Source organism: Pseudoalteromonas marina (genome assembly GCF_000238335.3).
Taxonomy (GTDB): domain Bacteria; phylum Pseudomonadota; class Gammaproteobacteria; order Enterobacterales; family Alteromonadaceae; genus Pseudoalteromonas; species Pseudoalteromonas marina.
On record NZ_AHCB03000010.1, the window covers coordinates 117,209 to 133,839 of the forward strand.

The 16,631-nt window shown below is 40.2% G+C and carries 15 protein-coding genes; 11 read left to right on the forward strand and 4 right to left on the reverse strand.

Annotated features, from left to right (window positions below):
• Positions 1 to 14: 14 nt before the first annotated feature.
• From PMAN_RS15000 to PMAN_RS15025, 6 genes are all read left to right on the forward strand, one after another.
• Positions 15 to 2,102, forward strand: a complete 2,088-nt coding sequence (locus PMAN_RS15000) for a chemotaxis protein CheA (RefSeq protein ID WP_010557758.1) — start codon at positions 15 to 17, stop codon at positions 2,100 to 2,102.
• Positions 2,099 to 2,563 (forward strand): chemotaxis protein CheW, encoded by a 465-nt coding sequence (locus PMAN_RS15005; protein WP_006793787.1) that lies wholly within the window; start codon positions 2,099 to 2,101, stop codon positions 2,561 to 2,563. The genes PMAN_RS15000 and PMAN_RS15005 overlap by 4 nt, the downstream gene beginning before the upstream one ends.
• Before the next feature lie 50 nt (positions 2,564 to 2,613).
• Complete coding sequence (locus tag PMAN_RS15010) at positions 2,614 to 5,313, forward strand: methyl-accepting chemotaxis protein (RefSeq protein WP_010557757.1); 2,700 nt, start codon at positions 2,614 to 2,616, stop codon at positions 5,311 to 5,313.
• Between the two features lie 72 nt (positions 5,314 to 5,385).
• The gene (locus PMAN_RS15015; RefSeq protein ID WP_006793789.1) at positions 5,386 to 6,210 is read left to right on the forward strand and encodes a CheR family methyltransferase; all 825 of its coding nucleotides are present in this window, start codon (positions 5,386 to 5,388) and stop codon (positions 6,208 to 6,210) included.
• Positions 6,200 to 6,817, forward strand: coding sequence for a chemoreceptor glutamine deamidase CheD (gene cheD, locus PMAN_RS15020; RefSeq protein WP_006793790.1), 618 nt, complete (start codon positions 6,200 to 6,202; stop codon positions 6,815 to 6,817). The genes PMAN_RS15015 and cheD overlap by 11 nt, the downstream gene beginning before the upstream one ends.
• Positions 6,818 to 6,825: 8 nt before the next feature.
• Complete coding sequence (locus tag PMAN_RS15025; RefSeq protein ID WP_010557756.1) at positions 6,826 to 7,860, forward strand: protein-glutamate methylesterase/protein-glutamine glutaminase; 1,035 nt, start codon at positions 6,826 to 6,828, stop codon at positions 7,858 to 7,860.
• A gap of 15 nt (positions 7,861 to 7,875) precedes the next feature.
• Here the strand turns inward: PMAN_RS15025 and PMAN_RS15030 are convergent, their stop codons facing one another.
• Complete coding sequence (locus tag PMAN_RS15030) at positions 7,876 to 8,901, reverse strand: polysaccharide deacetylase family protein (protein WP_010557755.1); 1,026 nt, start codon at positions 8,899 to 8,901, stop codon at positions 7,876 to 7,878.
• 42 nt (positions 8,902 to 8,943) lie between these two features.
• Here PMAN_RS15030 and PMAN_RS15035 point away from each other — a divergent pair, with 42 nt between their 5' ends.
• Complete coding sequence (locus PMAN_RS15035) at positions 8,944 to 10,215, forward strand: MATE family efflux transporter (RefSeq protein WP_010557754.1); 1,272 nt, start codon at positions 8,944 to 8,946, stop codon at positions 10,213 to 10,215.
• Positions 10,216 to 10,218: 3 nt separating this feature from the next.
• Here the strand turns inward: PMAN_RS15035 and PMAN_RS15040 are convergent, their stop codons facing one another.
• Together PMAN_RS15040 and nfuA are read right to left on the reverse strand one after the other, a co-directional pair.
• Positions 10,219 to 10,488, reverse strand: coding sequence for a hypothetical protein (locus PMAN_RS15040; protein WP_010557753.1), 270 nt, complete (start codon positions 10,486 to 10,488; stop codon positions 10,219 to 10,221).
• 9 nt (positions 10,489 to 10,497) lie between these two features.
• Positions 10,498 to 11,073, reverse strand: coding sequence for a Fe-S biogenesis protein NfuA (gene nfuA, locus PMAN_RS15045; protein ID WP_006793795.1), 576 nt, complete (start codon positions 11,071 to 11,073; stop codon positions 10,498 to 10,500).
• Between the two features lie 148 nt (positions 11,074 to 11,221).
• Here nfuA and PMAN_RS15050 point away from each other — a divergent pair, with 148 nt between their 5' ends.
• Entirely contained in the window at positions 11,222 to 13,771 is a 2,550-nt protein-coding gene (locus PMAN_RS15050; RefSeq protein WP_010557752.1) for a M14 metallopeptidase family protein, read from the forward strand.
• Positions 13,772 to 13,781: 10 nt separating this feature from the next.
• On the opposite strand, the gene PMAN_RS15055 is transcribed toward PMAN_RS15050, so the two are convergent.
• Positions 13,782 to 14,456: a ComF family protein gene (locus PMAN_RS15055; RefSeq protein ID WP_010557751.1), complete on the reverse strand. Its 675-nt coding sequence runs from the start codon at positions 14,454 to 14,456 to the stop codon at positions 13,782 to 13,784.
• A gap of 74 nt (positions 14,457 to 14,530) precedes the next feature.
• Here PMAN_RS15055 and bioH point away from each other — a divergent pair, with 74 nt between their 5' ends.
• The 3 genes from bioH (at position 14,531) to PMAN_RS15070 (ending at position 16,525) form a co-directional block, all read left to right on the forward strand.
• A complete protein-coding gene (gene bioH / locus PMAN_RS15060; RefSeq protein WP_010557750.1) occupies positions 14,531 to 15,271 on the forward strand; it encodes a pimeloyl-ACP methyl ester esterase BioH in 741 nt (246 codons plus the stop codon).
• An 89-nt stretch (positions 15,272 to 15,360) separates the two neighbouring features.
• Positions 15,361 to 15,669: a hypothetical protein gene (locus PMAN_RS15065; RefSeq protein ID WP_006793799.1), complete on the forward strand. Its 309-nt coding sequence runs from the start codon at positions 15,361 to 15,363 to the stop codon at positions 15,667 to 15,669.
• A 4-nt stretch (positions 15,670 to 15,673) separates the two neighbouring features.
• The gene (locus PMAN_RS15070; RefSeq protein ID WP_010557749.1) at positions 15,674 to 16,525 is read left to right on the forward strand and encodes a putative metalloprotease CJM1_0395 family protein; all 852 of its coding nucleotides are present in this window, start codon (positions 15,674 to 15,676) and stop codon (positions 16,523 to 16,525) included.
• Positions 16,526 to 16,631: the final 106 nt, after the last annotated feature.

The following is a 16,631-nucleotide window of genomic DNA, read 5'->3' on the forward strand; positions in this document are numbered from 1 at the left end:
TCAAGGAGCGCAAAGTGAGTATAGATTTAAGTCAATTTTTTGAAGTTTTCTTTGAAGAGAGTTTTGAAGGCCTCGATACCATGGAAGCTGAGCTTTTAAACTTAGTACCCGGTGAGGAAGACTTAGAAACTATTAACACTATTTTTAGAGCCGCTCATTCAATAAAAGGGGGAAGTGGGACATTTGGTTTTTCATCGGTGTCTGATTTTACTCATGTACTTGAAACCTTACTGGACCAAATTCGTCAAGGCGAGCGCACCCTGACAACCGAGCACGTTAATTTATTACTTAAAGCGGTTGATTGCCTTCGTTCGTTACTGGCTGGATTGCAGGCAGAGCAAGAGCCCGACTTAACTGAAGCCGATACTCTACGAGCACAATTTGAAGAAGTGCTAGGAATAAATAGCACAACGCAAGAGTCCAATATTCAAACTTCTGATAGCCAGTCTGATAGCGATACATACCAAATAGACTTTAAGCCTCATCATCACTTATTTAAAACAGGTAATGAACCACTCATTATGATTAGTGAGCTTGAGCAGTTAGGCGAGTTAGATACCACCGTTTTTTATGATGAAGTCCCTGAAATAACCAATTTGAGTAGTGATGAGTGCTTTTTACATTGGCGTTTTTTCTTAAATACCAGCCATGGTGAAAGCGCAATTAAAGAGGTGTTCGAATGGGTTGAAGATGACGCTGATATTACCATTGAATTGTGTGGCGGCCTGTTTACTGATGAGTTACCCACTCCTGATACTGACAGCAGTACAGTAAATCAAGAGCCATCAATCCAAGAACCAGTGCCAAAGCAGGCGGAACAAGCTAAGCCCATAAAGCCAACCTCTGCTAATACGAATAAAAAATCAACAACACCCGAGTCGACTTCTATTCGCGTTGGGATTGATAAAGTTGACTCATTAATAAACATGGTGGGTGAGCTTGTTATTACTCAAGCTATGCTTAATCAACTTAGCGAGCAAGACATTACGCCAGCAACAATTACGGCATTGCAAGAAGGTTTAGCGCAACTTGCGCACAACACTCGCGATTTACAAGAAAACGTAATGCGTATCCGCATGTTGCCAATTAATTTTGTATTTAGCCGTTTCCCACGTTTGGTGCGCGACATTGCGCAAAAGCTAAATAAACAGGTTGAATTAAAGCTGATAGGCGAGCAAACCGAATTAGACAAAACCGTGATGGAAAAAATTTCTGATCCTATGGTTCATTTGGTTCGAAACTCATTAGATCATGGCCTAGAAACGGTTGAGAAAAGACTGCAAGCCGGAAAAGATCCAGTAGGAACGGTCACTTTAAATGCATTTCACCAAGGCGGAAATATTGTTATTGAAATAATGGATGATGGGCAAGGGCTAAACACTAAAAAAATTCAAGAAAAAGCCATTGCTAATGGACTGATCTCTGCCGACAACCACCTTAGCAATGAGGAAATAAACGAGCTTATATTTATGCCTGGTTTTTCCACTATGGATGAAGTGAGTGACTTATCTGGCCGTGGTGTTGGTATGGATGTAGTTAAGCGTAATATTCAGTCATTAAATGGCTCTGTAGAGGTTACATCCGCACCAGGTGTAGGATCAACGTTTACAATTAGATTACCACTTACACTGGCTATTTTAGATGGCCAATTAGTTAAAGTGGCCCAGCATACCTATATTATTCCGCTTATTTCTATTGTTGAATCGCTGCAAATTGATATTGCCAAAGTAAGCCGTGTAGGCAAAAACCTAGACGTACTTAGATTGCGTGATGAATACATTCCAATTTTAAGGCTCTACGATATTTTTAATCATGATAACGCCATTGAGTCTCTTGATAAAACCTTGCTCGTTGTCGTAGAAACCGACAATCAAAAAGTGGGTTTATTGGTAGATGACCTCCTATCGCAACAACAGGTTGTTATTAAAAGTTTAGAGGCAAATTACCAAAAAGTAGATGGTATATCCGGTGCGACTATTTTGGGCGATGGACGGGTTTCATTGATAGTTGATATAAGCGGGTTGATAAAGCTTTCAGGTTTAAAAAAGCCGGGCAGCCAAGAGTTAAGTATTGAGTCGCAAGCTGCTTTGGAGGCGTCATGATTTCAGAGCTAAATCTGCAGCAGCAAAAGGGCGTGAAACAGTTTTTAACATTCATTATGGCTGATGAAGAGTACGGCGTAGATATTTTAACTGTGCAAGAAATTCGTAGTTGGGAAGAGATAACCGTTTTACCCAATGCTCCCGAATTTGTAAAAGGCGTTATAAATTTGCGTGGCACCATAGTGCCTATTATTGATTTAAGGCTGCGATTTGGCTTGCCCAGTATAGAGTATGGGCCGCTTACAGTGGTAATTGTAGTAAAAATAGAGTTTGAGCACGACAGTAAAATTATTGGTATTACCGTTGATGCCGTTTCTGAGGTTTACAGTATTTCAGAGCAAGATGCCAAAGCGGTACCAAGTATTTCAGAGACAAATAACGACGATTATGTGGCAGGGTTAGTTAACGTGGGCGAAAAAATGGTGGCGTTAATCGACTTGCAAAAAACAATGAATATTTAGAGTCAGTATTTGCTAAATAAAGTAAAAATAACTTAAAGGTGGTGATGAGCATGGGATGGTTTAGTAATCCAAAACAGTCTGAATCAAATAATGATTTAATTGTAAGCGCATTAAATAAGTCATTAGCTGTGATTGAGTTTGAGCCAAGCGGTAAAATAATTACCGCTAATGCTAATTTTCTTCGCGTAATGGAATATCAACTAGAAGAGATTCAAGGCCAGCATCACTCTTTATTTGTTGATAATACCGAGGCCCAAGGGAGTGACTACACACATTTTTGGGTACGATTAAACAGCGGCGAGTTTATATCTCAAGAATTTAGGCGTTTTACCAAAAGTGGTAAGGAGGTTTGGATTCAGGCCACTTATAACCCAATTATAAACTCCCAGGGGCAAGTTATTAAGGTTGTAAAATTTGCGACGGATATAACACCACAAAAACTCGCTGCAGCAGAGGCAAGAGGGCAAATTAATGCAATTAGTAAGTCTCAAGCAGTAATAGAGTTTAATTTAGACGGCACTATTATTGATGCAAACGATAACTTTTTAAATACGTTGGGGTACCAGCTTAACGACATTATAGGGCAGCACCACCGATTATTTGTTACACCTGAACACGCAAATAGTGATGAATATAAAGCTTTTTGGGCTAAATTAGGGCGCGGTGAATTTGACTCGGGTGAATATTTAAGAATAGGTAAACAAGGTCAGGAAGTTTGGATTCAGGCCTCTTATAACCCAATCTATGATATGAATGGCAAGCCATTTAAAGTAATTAAATACGCATCCGATATAACAGCTCAAAAAGAGTTAGAAAAATCTTCGCGTAAAACTGCAGACTTAGCCAGCGCCTTAAAAGTATGCCAAGCAAATGTAATGATTGCAGACCAAGACCTCAATATTGTATTCGTAAACGAACGCGTGCAAGACATGTTAAAAGCGCGTGAAAAAGACCTACAAACCGTATTGCCACAATTTTCTGTTGATAATTTAGTAGGTACTTGTGTTGATGATTTTCATAAGAAGCCGTCACACCAACGAGATTTATTAAAAAATTTAGATAAACCTTATAAAGCAGAGCTGCGTTTAGCGGGGCTTATTTTTACATTAATAGCGACGCCATGGTACAGCCAAGCAGGAAAGAAACTCGGTACCATTGTTGAGTGGGACGATATTACTGAAAAGGTTGCTAAAGCTGACGCAGAGCGTGCCATAGCACAAGAAAACCTTCGTGTGCGCCAAGCACTTGATACTGTCGCGACTAATACCATGATTGCAGATTCATCAAATGTCATTGTGTACATGAATAAAGCTGTTAGAAATATGATGCGTATTGCTGAAAATGACCTTCGAAAAGACTTACCTAATTTTGATAGCAAAAATCTACTTAATCAAAATATTGATGTGTTTCATAAAAACCCAGCGCACCAACAAAATCTATTAGCAACGTTAAAAAATACTTATAGCACGCAAATAAAGGTTGGTGGACGCACATTTGGTTTGGTTGCAAACCCAATAATAACCCCAGAGCAAGAGAGAATTGGCACCGTTGTAGAGTGGGAAGATAGAACCGCAGAAGTTGCAATAGAAAGAGAAATAGCGCAATTAGTGAGTGCTGCAGGAGAGGGAGACCTTGATACGCGTGTAATGGAAGAGGGTAAAGAAGGGTTCTTTTTACGCTTGGCACAAGGGTTAAACAGTTTAGTTAAAATTGTAGACGATGCGGTCGCAGACACTGGCAATATGCTAGATGCCTTGGCAACCGGTGACTTATCTAAGCGAATTGAAAAAGAATACAAAGGCTCGTTTGATAAATTAAAACGCGACGCAAACACCACGGCAGATAAATTAACGGAGGTTATTAATCGTATAAGTTCATCAGCAACATTAGTGGCCAGTGGCGCAGAAGAAATTTCTCAGGGGAACGCAGATTTAAGTCAGCGCACGGAAGAGCAAGCATCATCATTGGAAGAAACCGCCTCAAGTATGGAAGAAATGACGAGTACAGTACGTCAAAATGCAGACAATGCTAAAGTGGCAAATACACTCGCAGAAGAAACATGCGATAAAGCGATTCAAGGTGGTGAGGTGGTTAATCGTGCTGTGACGAGTATGTCGGCAATTAATGAATCGAGTAAAAAGATTGCTGACATCATTGGTGTGATTGACGAAATTGCATTTCAAACTAACTTACTTGCACTTAATGCGGCCGTTGAAGCAGCTAGAGCGGGAGAGCAAGGGCGTGGCTTTGCGGTTGTTGCAGGTGAAGTGCGTAATTTAGCTCAGCGCTCAGCAGGGGCCGCTAAAGAAATTAAAGAGCTGATAAGAGATAGTGTAGGTAAAGTAGCAGATGGCTCTCAGCTTGTTAATGAATCAGGTGCAACGCTTAAAGAAATTGTGGTGTCGGTACAAAAAGTGACGCAAATGATTTCAGATATTACAGAGGCATCTGAAGAGCAAAGTGCAGGTATAGAGCAAGTAAATAAAGCTATATCTCAAATGGATGAAATGACCCAGCAAAACGCAGCCTTAGTTGAAGAAGCATCGGCTGCAGGTGAGTCAATGGCTGAGCAAGCAAATGAAATGCGCAGACTCCTTAATTTCTTTTCACTGGGTCAGCAAGACATGGCTATTATGTCGCCCACAATGAATACCCCAAGCTTAGCTCACAAATCACAAAGTAACGCAGTACAAAGCAAGCCAAGAGGCGATAATTTTATTGATTCGGCAGACGAGTGGGAAGAATTTTAATTATTTGATTACAGGCCTTATTGGAAAAGCGCTCAATAAGGCCACACTCACTACTATGTATGAGAGCTGCTAATGAAAGAGTTTCTGTGTACCGATCGCGATTTTAAAGACATTGCCAATTTAGTTTACAACGCATGCGGTATTGTATTAGGCGATCATAAACGTGAAATGGTGTACTCACGTTTAGCAAGGCGGATAAGAGCGCTAAAATTAAACGACTTTAAAGCCTACTTAGCCTACTTAGATACGCATAAAGACCAAGAGTTTGATGCGTTTATAAATGCAATTACCACTAATTTAACGTCTTTTTTTCGTGAAGTTCATCATTTTGAATTTATTAAATCTGAGCTTATACCTAACTTAATAAAGGCGAACAAAGACACCAAGCGGGTCAGAATATGGTCTGCAGGCTGCTCAACAGGAGAAGAGCCCTACAGCTTAGCAATGACGCTAAATAATGCATTTCCAAGTAATTGGGATGTAAAGATTTTAGCCACCGATTTAGATTCTAACGTGTTAGAAAAAGCGCAAAAAGGTGTGTATACCGCGGCAAACGTAAATGGCTTAGATGCCACTCATCTAAAGCGTTGGTTTTTAAAAAGTAAAGATGGCGAACACTATAAAGTGAAAGACACGCTGCGTGAGCGTATTTCTTTTAAGCGCTTAAACCTATTGCAAGACTGGCCAATGAAAGGGCCGTTTGATCTTATTTTATGCCGCAACGTGGTTATTTATTTTGATAAAGAAACGAAAGATCATTTATTTAAACGCTATGCAAATATTCTAAGCGATCACGGTTACTTATTTTTAGGTCACTCAGAGAGTATGGGTAAAGAGCACTCAAATTATAAAAATTTAGGAAAAACTATGTATCAATTGAGAGCACATGCAGGCTGAATTTAGAAGTGTTTTACCCAGTTTTGAACACATTAAGCGTTACTGGGATTCAGGAAGAAATCATGTTGTTGCCAAAGTGCTCCCAGGGGAGTTTTATGTATCTAAAAATAATGAATTGATTTCAACGGTACTTGGCTCATGTATTGCGGCCTGTGTTTACGATGAAGTGTTAGGTATTGGCGGGATGAATCATTTTATGCTGCCGATACAAAAAGGCGTAGAGCTTAAAAGTGCACACGGCTTAAACTGCCGTTATGGTAATTGGGCTATGGAATACCTAATTAATGAAGTATTAAAAAACGGTGCGTCTCGTCATAATTTAAAAATTAAGCTATTTGGTGGCGGAAAAATAATTAGTGCAATGACAGATATTGGGCTGGGTAATATTAGTTTTGCTACCGCCTATGTCAAAGAAGAAGCCTTAAATTTAGTGGCCCATGATATGGGCGGCCCGTGGCCTAGAAAAATATTTTTTCATCCACAAACGGGTAAAGTGTATATGAAAAAACTTAAAAAATTACATAACGATACCATTGAAAAGCGCGAAGTACGTTACTTGCAAAACCTTAAAAAGCAAGAAGTGGTATCGAATATAGAGTTGTTTTAGGAGTCGCTATGATAAATGTATTAATAATCGATGACTCCCCTTTAATTAGAGGGTTGCTTACAGAAATACTGCAACAAGCTAACGACATTAACGTAGTGGGCTGTGCTGAAGATCCATACCAAGCACGCGAAATGATAAAAAAACTTAATCCCGATGTACTTACCTTAGACGTAGAAATGCCAAAAATGGATGGGATTAGCTTTTTAAAAAACCTAATGCGCCTAAGGCCTATGCCCGTGGTTATGATTTCTACGCTTACGCAGAAGGGGTCGCCCATTACATTAGAGGCGTTAGAGCTAGGTGCTGTGGATTTTATTGCTAAGCCAACAAGTAACGTAAGAGCCCAGCTGAGTCATTATGCGTCACTGGTTCAACAAAAGGTAAGAATAGCCGCCGGTGCACGAATACGCAGCTTTAAAAAAGCGCCACCCGATACAAAACCTATAAGTTCAGAGACTGAATTTTTATTAAATAAAGTGATTGCAATTGGTGCATCTACCGGGGGTACCGAGGCAATAAAAGAAGTACTAATAAAAATGCCAGTTAATTGCCCTCCTATTGTAATTACTCAGCATATTCCTCCCGTATTTAGTGCCTCGTTTGCTGAGCGTATGGATAGAACATGCTTAATTAATGTGAAAGAGGCACAACATGGCGACAAGCTAAGCCCAGGTTGGGCTTATATTGCCCCCGGCGGGCTTCATTTAAGCGTAAAAAAGCGAGGAATTGCTTTGTATTGCCAGCTCGACGATGGTGAGCCTGTAAATCGGCATAAACCAGCCGTTGACGTACTATTTGATTCGCTTGTAAATTGTGGATCAAAAAATATAGTGGCAGCAATACTTACAGGTATGGGCGCTGATGGGGCTAAAGGACTGTTAGCACTGAAGCAAAACGGTGCATACACGTTAGCGCAAGATGAATACTCATCAGTTGTGTGGGGAATGCCTAAAGCCGCCATTGATTTAAATGCAGCCAATGAAGTGGCTGCACTTGATAAAATGGCTGAGCGATTATTAAGCCAAGCAGTTAAACCTAACTAAATAGAAAGCTCAAATTTATTGAATAACCCAAGGCTGAGAAAACCAATAATAGCTGTTCGGTTTTTTAATTGAAGGCGCTGTACAATTAAAGCGTGAACGGCCTTTGTTCAGTTTTTTAGGTGATGTTACCTCTACCGTATTATCAGTCACCCAGTTCAAGTTTGCTTTGCCTATACCCGATACATAACAAGCCAGTTGAGACTTGTTAAAATCATCAACTTGAAACCCAATAGTTAACACAGGTGGGTTTTGGGTTGTTACGCTATTTTCATAGCTTAATTGAGTAATATTAAATGCCTGAGAATTTAATTTGGTTGCCAGTGTTTTTATGTCGCTATAAACGCCAGATGCAGGAAAGCGAGGTAATCGACTAAAGTTAGCGTGTTTATTTAGAGCACCAGAATGCTGGCCAATGCCTATATAGCCAAGCTCTGTCACTAAAGCTTGTAACTCGTTATCAAACTCTCCGTAGGGGTAAGCTAAATATTTATAGTTGTGGCCTATCTCTTCTTTTATACGTTGTTGTGAATGAACAATATCTTGGGTGATACGTTTTTTCCATTGCGTGTTAGTTTCACCGTCAAGTTTTAGATGTAAATAGTCATGCTGTGCGGTGTGGTTACTTATAAGTGCGCCTTTTTTACTCAGTTCTTTAAGTTTATCCCACCCCATCACATAGCGTTTACCTTCGTCTATGAGCTTAGGGTTAACAAAAATTGTGTATGGATAGCCAAACTTTTCGAGTATTGGAGCGGCTTGATCATAATTATTGTTGTAACCATCATCAAACGTGATGGCGACGGTTTTATCAGGTAAGGTATGGCCTTGTTTTAAAGCATCAAGTAGTTCATTTAAGGCAATAACATTAAAATTATTATTTTTTAAATAGTTTAGATGCTCTGTAAACGTTTCTTCGCTCACACTAGTGACCGCCGGCAGGGTTTCACTTACATGGTGGTACTGTAAAATAACACCAGCATGAGCACGTAAAGATAACCCAATAAGAGTCAATAAAACTAAATGAAACAATTTCTTATACATAATAAAGCACACCATAAAAGCTTGCTGTTGTTAGCAGGACCAATGATATTATCAAATATCACCGTGCCACTGTTAGGAATAGTTGATACCGCGGTCATTGGCCATTTAGGCAGTGCTCATTATTTGGCTGGTATTGCGTTGGGCTCAGCTGTTATCTCCATTTTATTTTGGCTCGCGGGTTTTTTAAGAATGAGCACGACCGGCATGGTTGCACAAGCCTATGGCCAAAATGACTTAGCCCAATTAGCTGCTTTACTCAAACGAAGCCTATTACTTGCCAGCATAGTGGCATTATTTCTTATTGCTATGTCTCCTTTAATAAAACACGCAATAGCATTTTTATCAGACGCTAATAATGCCGTGCTAAGCGAGGCCTATACTTATTTTAGTATTCGAATTTTTAGTGCGCCAGCGGCACTATGTAACTTGGTTTTATTGGGTTGGATGTTAGGCGTTCATTATGGACGAGGGCCATTTTACTTATTGTTGGTAACAAATAGTGTAAATATTGTGCTTGATATTTATTTTGTTGTTTTTTTAGATTGGGCTGTAGCAGGCGCGGCATGGGCATCGTTAATTGCTGATTATACTGCGCTGGTATTCGCGCTGTTTTTAGTGACTAAACTCGCAAAAAAACAAGGTGTAGTGTTAAGTACTCGGCACTGGTTTAGCTTTAAAAAAATGGCCGGGTTATTGAGTTTAAATCGCGACATTTTCATTCGCTCTTTAATACTTCAGTTGTGTTTTAGCTTTATGACTTTTTATGGCGCGCGTATTGGCGAAACAACCCTTGCAGCGAACGCAGTATTACTAAACTTTTTAATGTTAGTCAGCTTTGCACTGGATGGCATAGCTTACGCAAGTGAGGCTAAAGTAGGCCAAGCTAAAGGTCAGCAAAGTGTAAGTAAAATACAGCTGTGGGTAAAAATAAGTGTATTTTGGGGAATATTATTTGGCGTGATTTATAGCGTGTTTTTTGCTGTGTTTGGCGCTTATATAATTACGCTATTAACCAACGTACCTGAGGTTATTAATGAGGCTACGCAATATTTACCATGGGTAATTGCTTTGCCATTATTAGCAATGAGCTGCTTTTTATTTGATGGTGTATTTGTTGGTTTAACGCGCGCTAAAGATATGCGAAATAGTATGTTGCTATCGGCAGCTGTTGGGTTTTTTGGTGTATTTTGGGTATTTAATGATTGGCAAAATAATGGGCTATGGCTTGCGATGAGCTGCTTTATGCTAATGCGTGGAGTTACATTAATAATAAAATATCAAACGCTTAAAGCTAATAATCAGCTGCTAGATTAACGTTTATTTCCACAGATCAGGATCGTGATGTTTGGGCCTTATTTCTTTAATTACTTGCGAAAAGCGATTGGCAAAAATGCCACTGTAGCCCCAAAAAGCAAAAAATAGCGCAGGTATTAAAATTAAAACGCCAATAATTTGCAAACTGTAATGACTATAGTAACCCGCAAAAATAAAAATCACGGCTAGCACAAACAGTGCTACGCCGCGAAAAAACCGCTTTAAACTCAGCTTAGGGTTGCTCCCTAAGCGGTATATAAGAGGCTTTAGCATTTACTTGGCTTAATAGTAAGAGTGCTCGCCAGCTTCGTGATCAGTAATATCTGCAACACCTGTGATCTCGTCAAACTTAGCAATCATTTCTTTTTCGATGCCTTCTTTTAACGTTACATCGATCATAGAACACCCATTACAACCGCCACCAAACTGAAGTACTGCAACGCCAGCAGCTGTAATCTCTACTAGGCTTACTTGGCCGCCATGGTTAGCTAGTTGTGGGTTTACTTCTGTTTCAAGCATGTGCTGAACACGTTCGTTTAATGATGCATCATCACCAATTTTACGTGCTTTTGCATTAGGTGCTTTAAGCGTTAGCTGAGTACCCATTTTGTCGGTAACAAAATCAATTTCAGCTTCTTCTAAAAAAGGAGCACTTTCAGCATCAACAACGGCATCAAATCCGTTAAAATTTAAGCGAATATCGTTGTCTTCAACGGCGTCTTCTGGACAATAAGAAACACCACACTCGGCTTGTGATGTACCAGGGTTTACAACAAAAACGCGAATATTGGTCTGTTGTGATTGATCTGCTAATAGTTTAGCAAAATGTGCTTGTGCTGTTTCGGAAATAGAAATCATAAAAACGGCTTTATACCTGACTAAATTACTCGGATACTGCATATCATACTCCGCTCATCGTGTTGCGGCTAGTGTTGAGCGTAAAAAGTTGGCATCTATTTTAAGCAATGCTAGCGTGCAATTAACAAACATTTTTAGAGTGATCTATATGCGTTTATTAATAACAATAATGGTAGTAATGCTGAGCTTTTCAAGTGTAGCAAAACCGCTTTCATACTATTTTGAAGACGATGTTGTATTCGACCCAGCCATTCCCACGCCCGAAGAAGTTTTGGGTTATCAAGTAGGTGAGTGGCATGTAAGACACGACCAACTTGTGCGCTACATGGAAGTACTTGCTCAAAAGAGCGATAGAATAAACTTTGAGATAATTGGCCGCACACATGAGCAACGACCACTGGTATTGTTAACGGTTACAGCGCCAAATAAATTAACTCAAATAGAGCAAATACGCCAAGCGCACTTGGCTCGTTTGGGTAATAACAGCAAAAAAGCAAACGATGAACCTGCAGTTGTGTGGATGGGCTACAGTGTGCACGGTAACGAATCATCGGGAAGCAATGCATCGCTTTTAACGGCTTATTACTTAGCTGCAGCACAAGGTGATGAAATAAATAACCTATTAAACAATACCGTTATTTTGCTCGACCCATCATTAAACCCCGACGGACTTGCACGTTTTGCTAATTGGGCAAACAGTAACCGCGGCATGAATTTATCGTCAGATCCAAAAACTCGAGAGCATACCGAAAACTGGCCAAGCAGCCGCACTAATCATTATTGGTTTGACTTAAACCGAGATTGGCTATTGCTACAGCACCCTGAGTCGCGTGCGCGTATTGCAAAATTTCATCAGTGGAAACCAAATGTACTTACCGACTTTCATGAAATGGGCCCAAACAGCAGCTACTTTTTTCAGCCGGGTATTCCAAGTAGAAAGCACCCAATTACGCCAATTGAAAACGTAACATTAACCAAAGCAATTGCTAATTATCATGCTAAAACATTGGATGAAAATAATGCACTGTATTTTACAGAAGAAAGCTTTGACGATTTTTACTACGGTAAAGGTTCAACTTACCCAGATGTGAACGGGGGTATAGGTATTTTGTTTGAGCAAGCAAGCTCTCGAGGCCATATACAAGAGACCATTAATGGCCCTTTAACGTTTCCATTTACTATAAAAAATCAGTTATTAACGAGCTTATCTACCTTTAAAGCGGCGGTTGAAAACCGTCAAGCGTTGCTTGACTACCAAGCTAAATTTTATAATCAAGCAGCAGAGCTTGCAGGTGACGAAAACTTTGCAGGTTATGTTGTTGAAGGTGCAAAAGACAGCACCCGAATTACTGACTTTTTAGCGCTATTAGACCAACATAAAATAAAGGCATTTGAACTTACTAAACCACTAAAAGCAGGTGGCGTAAACTTTACCACCAACAGCTATTATGTGCCTTTAGCGCAGCCTCAATATCGTTTAGTTAAAGCGATATTTAGCGAGCAAAAAAACTTTGCAGACAATACATTTTACGATGTATCTGGTTGGACATTAGCGCACGCATTTAATCTACCCTTTGCAAAAGTAAAAAGTAACTGGGGGCTAGACGTTGCAGACACACCTTGGAATAAAGCACCTAAAGCACCCCTAACAAGTTTAGAGTCAGCGTATGCATTTGGTTTTGCATGGGACGACTACTTAGCGCCTAAAATGCTAAATACATTATTAAAGCAAGGTATAAAAGCACGCGTGGCATTGAGCGCCTTAACGGCAAAATCGAGCGCGGGCGACATAAATTTTGAGCCAGGGAGTATTATTATTCCGGCTGGTTTACAAACACAACAAAACTGGATTACTTTGTTAAACACTGCGCAAAGTGAATTTGGTATTGCCATAAAACCTATTACAACAGGCTTAACCAGTAAAGGTGCTGATTTAGGTTCACGCTCTATGGCAGTTGTTAAAGCACCCAAGGTTTTACTGATTGGCGGCCAAGGCACTAGCCAATACGAAGTAGGTGAAGTGTGGTATTACCTAGATAGGTTTGTAGGTGTTGCCCCCACAATTGTTGAAATGACGCGTTTAAGTTCACTTGAGCTTAGTGATTATAGCCATATTGTGTTGGCCCACGGTAATTACAATGGCTTAACGGATGCAGAAAAAGTAGCGATTAAAAGCTGGGTAAGAAAAGGCGGTGTTATTTGGGGCCACAAAGGCGGCGCTAAATTTTTAGTCGACCAGCAACTACTTAAAGCAAATTATTTATCGCGACAGGATTTAGCTGGTGCTTTCAAAACTGAAGGCTTAAGCTATGGCGATAAAGATCATCTAGCGGGGCGTCAGCGTATTGCTGGGGCTATTTTTAACACTAGTGTGGATTTAACGCACCCATTAACCTTCTCACTCACGCGCGACACCTTACCGGTATTTAAAAACAGTACATGGTTACTTGAAGCGTCAGATGCCCCTTTTGTAAATGTACTAACCTACACAAAACGCCCGTTGTTAGCTGGCTTTACTGACTCTGTAAATGTAGAACAAGTAGCTGAAGGCGCTGGTTTAATAGCACATTCGTACGGACGCGGCAGTGTTATTGCTATGACTGACAACCCCGTATTTAGAGGTTACTGGTATGGTACAAGTCGACTGCTTAGCAATGCACTGTTTTTAGGCCATACATTCCGCGCAAATGGTCAATAACATAAATTAACTAAATTGGCGTTAAACAGGTTGTGAATGCCCACACTTGTTTAGCGCCGGCTTTCCTTAAAGCCTGAGTTGCGGCATTTAATGTTGCGCCGGTTGTCATAATGTCATCAACAATAGCGACTGTTTTACCGCTCATATCTTCAGTACATATAAATGCATTGGTTAGATTTTTAATACGTTTTGCTTTAGTGAGCTGCGATTGCGCATGGGTTTTTTTATTACGAATAAGCGCATTATTTAAAACAACGCGAGAGCACAAACAAGGGGACCATACTTGGCTTACTTGATTAAAACCTCGCTTTAAAAATCGGCTTTTATGCAAAGGTAAAATTATAAATAGATCAGGAGATTGCGTGCTGCATTTAAAAAACGCATCGAGCTGCTTGTGTACAACCTGCTGTAGTGCTTTTTTGTAATGTATTTGGTTACTAAATTTAAGTTGGGTTAGCCACTGCTCAAATGGAGGGCGGTAAAAAGCGCAAGCAAATAACCTGTCAAATTCGCAGTTAGGAAACATATCAACAATATCAGGTCGGTGAAGTAAATTTGGGTGTTTAGTTACATCTAGTAATGCTAAATCTTCTAAGCAATATTCGCATAAACCTAGGCTTGCACTTACAGGGCTTTTGCACTGTACGCAATACGACGGGAACAGCCAGTTAAACAGACCTTTCATGAGATAGTGCCTTCCATTGCAATCATCTTTTTAAACGTTATTATGAGCCTAAGTTTGGTTAAGAATATGCAAATATGCAAAAAGAGTTAGTACTTTTACATGGTTGGGGAATGAATCAAGGCGTTTGGCAACTTATACAGCCAGAGCTTGAAAACTTATATACAGGACAAGTACGTAGCCTTGATTTACCTGGGTTTGGTAATAGCGCAACCACATTACCAACCCCGTATAATTTGCATGATGCCGCTATGCAATTAAGCCAACAGTTAAAACCTCATTCTATTTTAATGGGGTGGTCTTTAGGTGGTTTGTTTGCTCTATACATTGCAAAGCATTGGCCTGAAAAAGTATCGAAGGTTATTTTAGTCGCATCGACACCTTATTTTGCAGAGCAGGGTGAATGGCCGGGAATTAGTGAAAAAGTACTAACTCAGTTTAAAGACCAATTGGTTAATCATAGAGAAAAAACCATTGAGCGCTTTTTGGCTATTCAGGCTATGGGAAGTGAGTCAGCGAGAGATGACATAAAGCAGCTTAAACAATTGCTAAATCAATATTCAGCACCTAACAGTGAGGCGTTAACCGCCGGTTTAGATATTTTACAAAATGATGATTTACGCGATTTATTTGCAACGTGTCCGGTAAAAATTATGGGTGTATTTGGTCGCTTAGATGCATTAGTGCCGTATAAAGCAATAGCTAAAATGTCAGTACTAAATGCTGAGTTTGAATACCAAGTAATAGATAAAGCATCTCATGCTCCGTTTATTTCTCACAAAAATGAGTTTTTATCTATCGTTAAATCAATGCTTTAAAAATGCGACGATAATTGCGCCCCGTAAAGCTTTATTTTGCGCACAAACTGAGCGATAATTAAACAATATTTAGGTGGTGGAGGTTTACCATGTCAATCGGATCTGTATTTAATAATGGTGTTGAAGGGTTTAACCGTGCAAGCCAAGGTATTGAAAAGGCCAGCGCAGAAATAAACCGTGCCAGTATAGAACAGCAAGATGATGCGCAACTTGCACAACAGCGACAGTTAGTTGCAGCAACGCCGGACGAAGCAGTAACAGCGCCGGTTGCTCAGCCTGCGCGTATTGACGAATCACTTGTTAACCTAAAAGTTGAAGAATTTAACGCTAAAGCTAATGCGCAAACAATTCAAACAGCTGATGACGTACTAGGTACGTTAGTCGATATTAAAGTGTAATTTAATGAATATTGTCACGCCATTTCCATCAATTAATATAAACACAGCCAATGTTTATACGGAAACCGCTCGTCGTGACAATCAACTGCGGGAAGTCATTCCTGCTCCTTCTGCAAATAGCGCAAGTAATACCGAAACCAAAGCGCAAAGCGATGCTGAAAAAGCCAAATTACCAGGTAACAATGAGGGTGCAACGTATAGTGCATCGGGTAAGTTAGCTGACGAAAAAGTGGTTCAAGCGCGCGACGATGAAAACGCCGAGAACCCAGAGGAGTCTGAAGAGCAAAAAGCGCAGCAACAAGAGTCTGAGCAAGAACAGCAAGTTTTAGAGCAAGAGCAGCAGCAAATAAAAGAGCTAAAAGCGCGCGATACTGAAGTGCGTATTCACGAACAAGCCCATGCTTCTGTAGGCGGTAAATACGCAGGTTCGCCAAGTTACGAGTATCAACGTGGTCCTGACGGCACTAACTATGCAGTGGGCGGCGAGGTACAAATTGACGTTGCTGAAATTCCAGGTGACCCCCAAGCAACCATAGAAAAAATGCAAACGGTTAGAGCCGCAGCTCTAGCTCCTGCCGAGCCTTCGGGTGCTGACCGATCAATAGCGGCGGACGCGACTCAAAAGCTGGTAGCAGCTCAAGCTGAACTTGCAGGGCCTCAAAATGATGACGACGACAGCGCTGAAAACAATAGCAAAGCATCATTCACAAGCAGTGAAGCTCAAGAAACTAAAACGGCAGAAAGTGAAGAGCAAACACGAGATGCAGACGTGGAAGCACGCGCAGGACGAATTGCTAATTTTTATCAAATGGCAACTTCGCCATCCACACAAAGTGGCTTTTCAGCAATCTCTTAGCGAATAGCATGAACACCGAATATTAAACCCTCCTCAATAAATTACTTTTAATGTTTACTGATTTGAATTAAATAAAAAAACCGCTTTCGCGGTTTTTTTATTTTAA

Coding starts and splice junctions, on each gene's coding strand:
- PMAN_RS15005 (WP_006793787.1), top strand. CDS start 2,099: ATGATTTCAGAGCTAAATCTGCAGCAGCAAAAGGGCGTGAAACAGTTT.
- PMAN_RS15010 (WP_010557757.1), top strand. CDS start 2,614: ATGGGATGGTTTAGTAATCCAAAACAGTCTGAATCAAATAATGATTTA.
- PMAN_RS15015 (WP_006793789.1), top strand. CDS start 5,386: ATGAAAGAGTTTCTGTGTACCGATCGCGATTTTAAAGACATTGCCAAT.
- cheD (WP_006793790.1), top strand. CDS start 6,200: ATGCAGGCTGAATTTAGAAGTGTTTTACCCAGTTTTGAACACATTAAG.
- PMAN_RS15025 (WP_010557756.1), top strand. CDS start 6,826: ATGATAAATGTATTAATAATCGATGACTCCCCTTTAATTAGAGGGTTG.
- PMAN_RS15030 (WP_010557755.1), bottom strand. CDS start 8,901: ATGTATAAGAAATTGTTTCATTTAGTTTTATTGACTCTTATTGGGTTA.
- PMAN_RS15035 (WP_010557754.1), top strand. CDS start 8,944: ATGATATTATCAAATATCACCGTGCCACTGTTAGGAATAGTTGATACC.
- PMAN_RS15040 (WP_010557753.1), bottom strand. CDS start 10,488: ATGCTAAAGCCTCTTATATACCGCTTAGGGAGCAACCCTAAGCTGAGT.
- nfuA (WP_006793795.1), bottom strand. CDS start 11,073: ATGATTTCTATTTCCGAAACAGCACAAGCACATTTTGCTAAACTATTA.
- PMAN_RS15050 (WP_010557752.1), top strand. CDS start 11,222: ATGCGTTTATTAATAACAATAATGGTAGTAATGCTGAGCTTTTCAAGT.
- PMAN_RS15055 (WP_010557751.1), bottom strand. CDS start 14,456: ATGAAAGGTCTGTTTAACTGGCTGTTCCCGTCGTATTGCGTACAGTGC.
- bioH (WP_010557750.1), top strand. CDS start 14,531: ATGCAAAAAGAGTTAGTACTTTTACATGGTTGGGGAATGAATCAAGGC.
- PMAN_RS15065 (WP_006793799.1), top strand. CDS start 15,361: ATGTCAATCGGATCTGTATTTAATAATGGTGTTGAAGGGTTTAACCGT.
- PMAN_RS15070 (WP_010557749.1), top strand. CDS start 15,674: ATGAATATTGTCACGCCATTTCCATCAATTAATATAAACACAGCCAAT.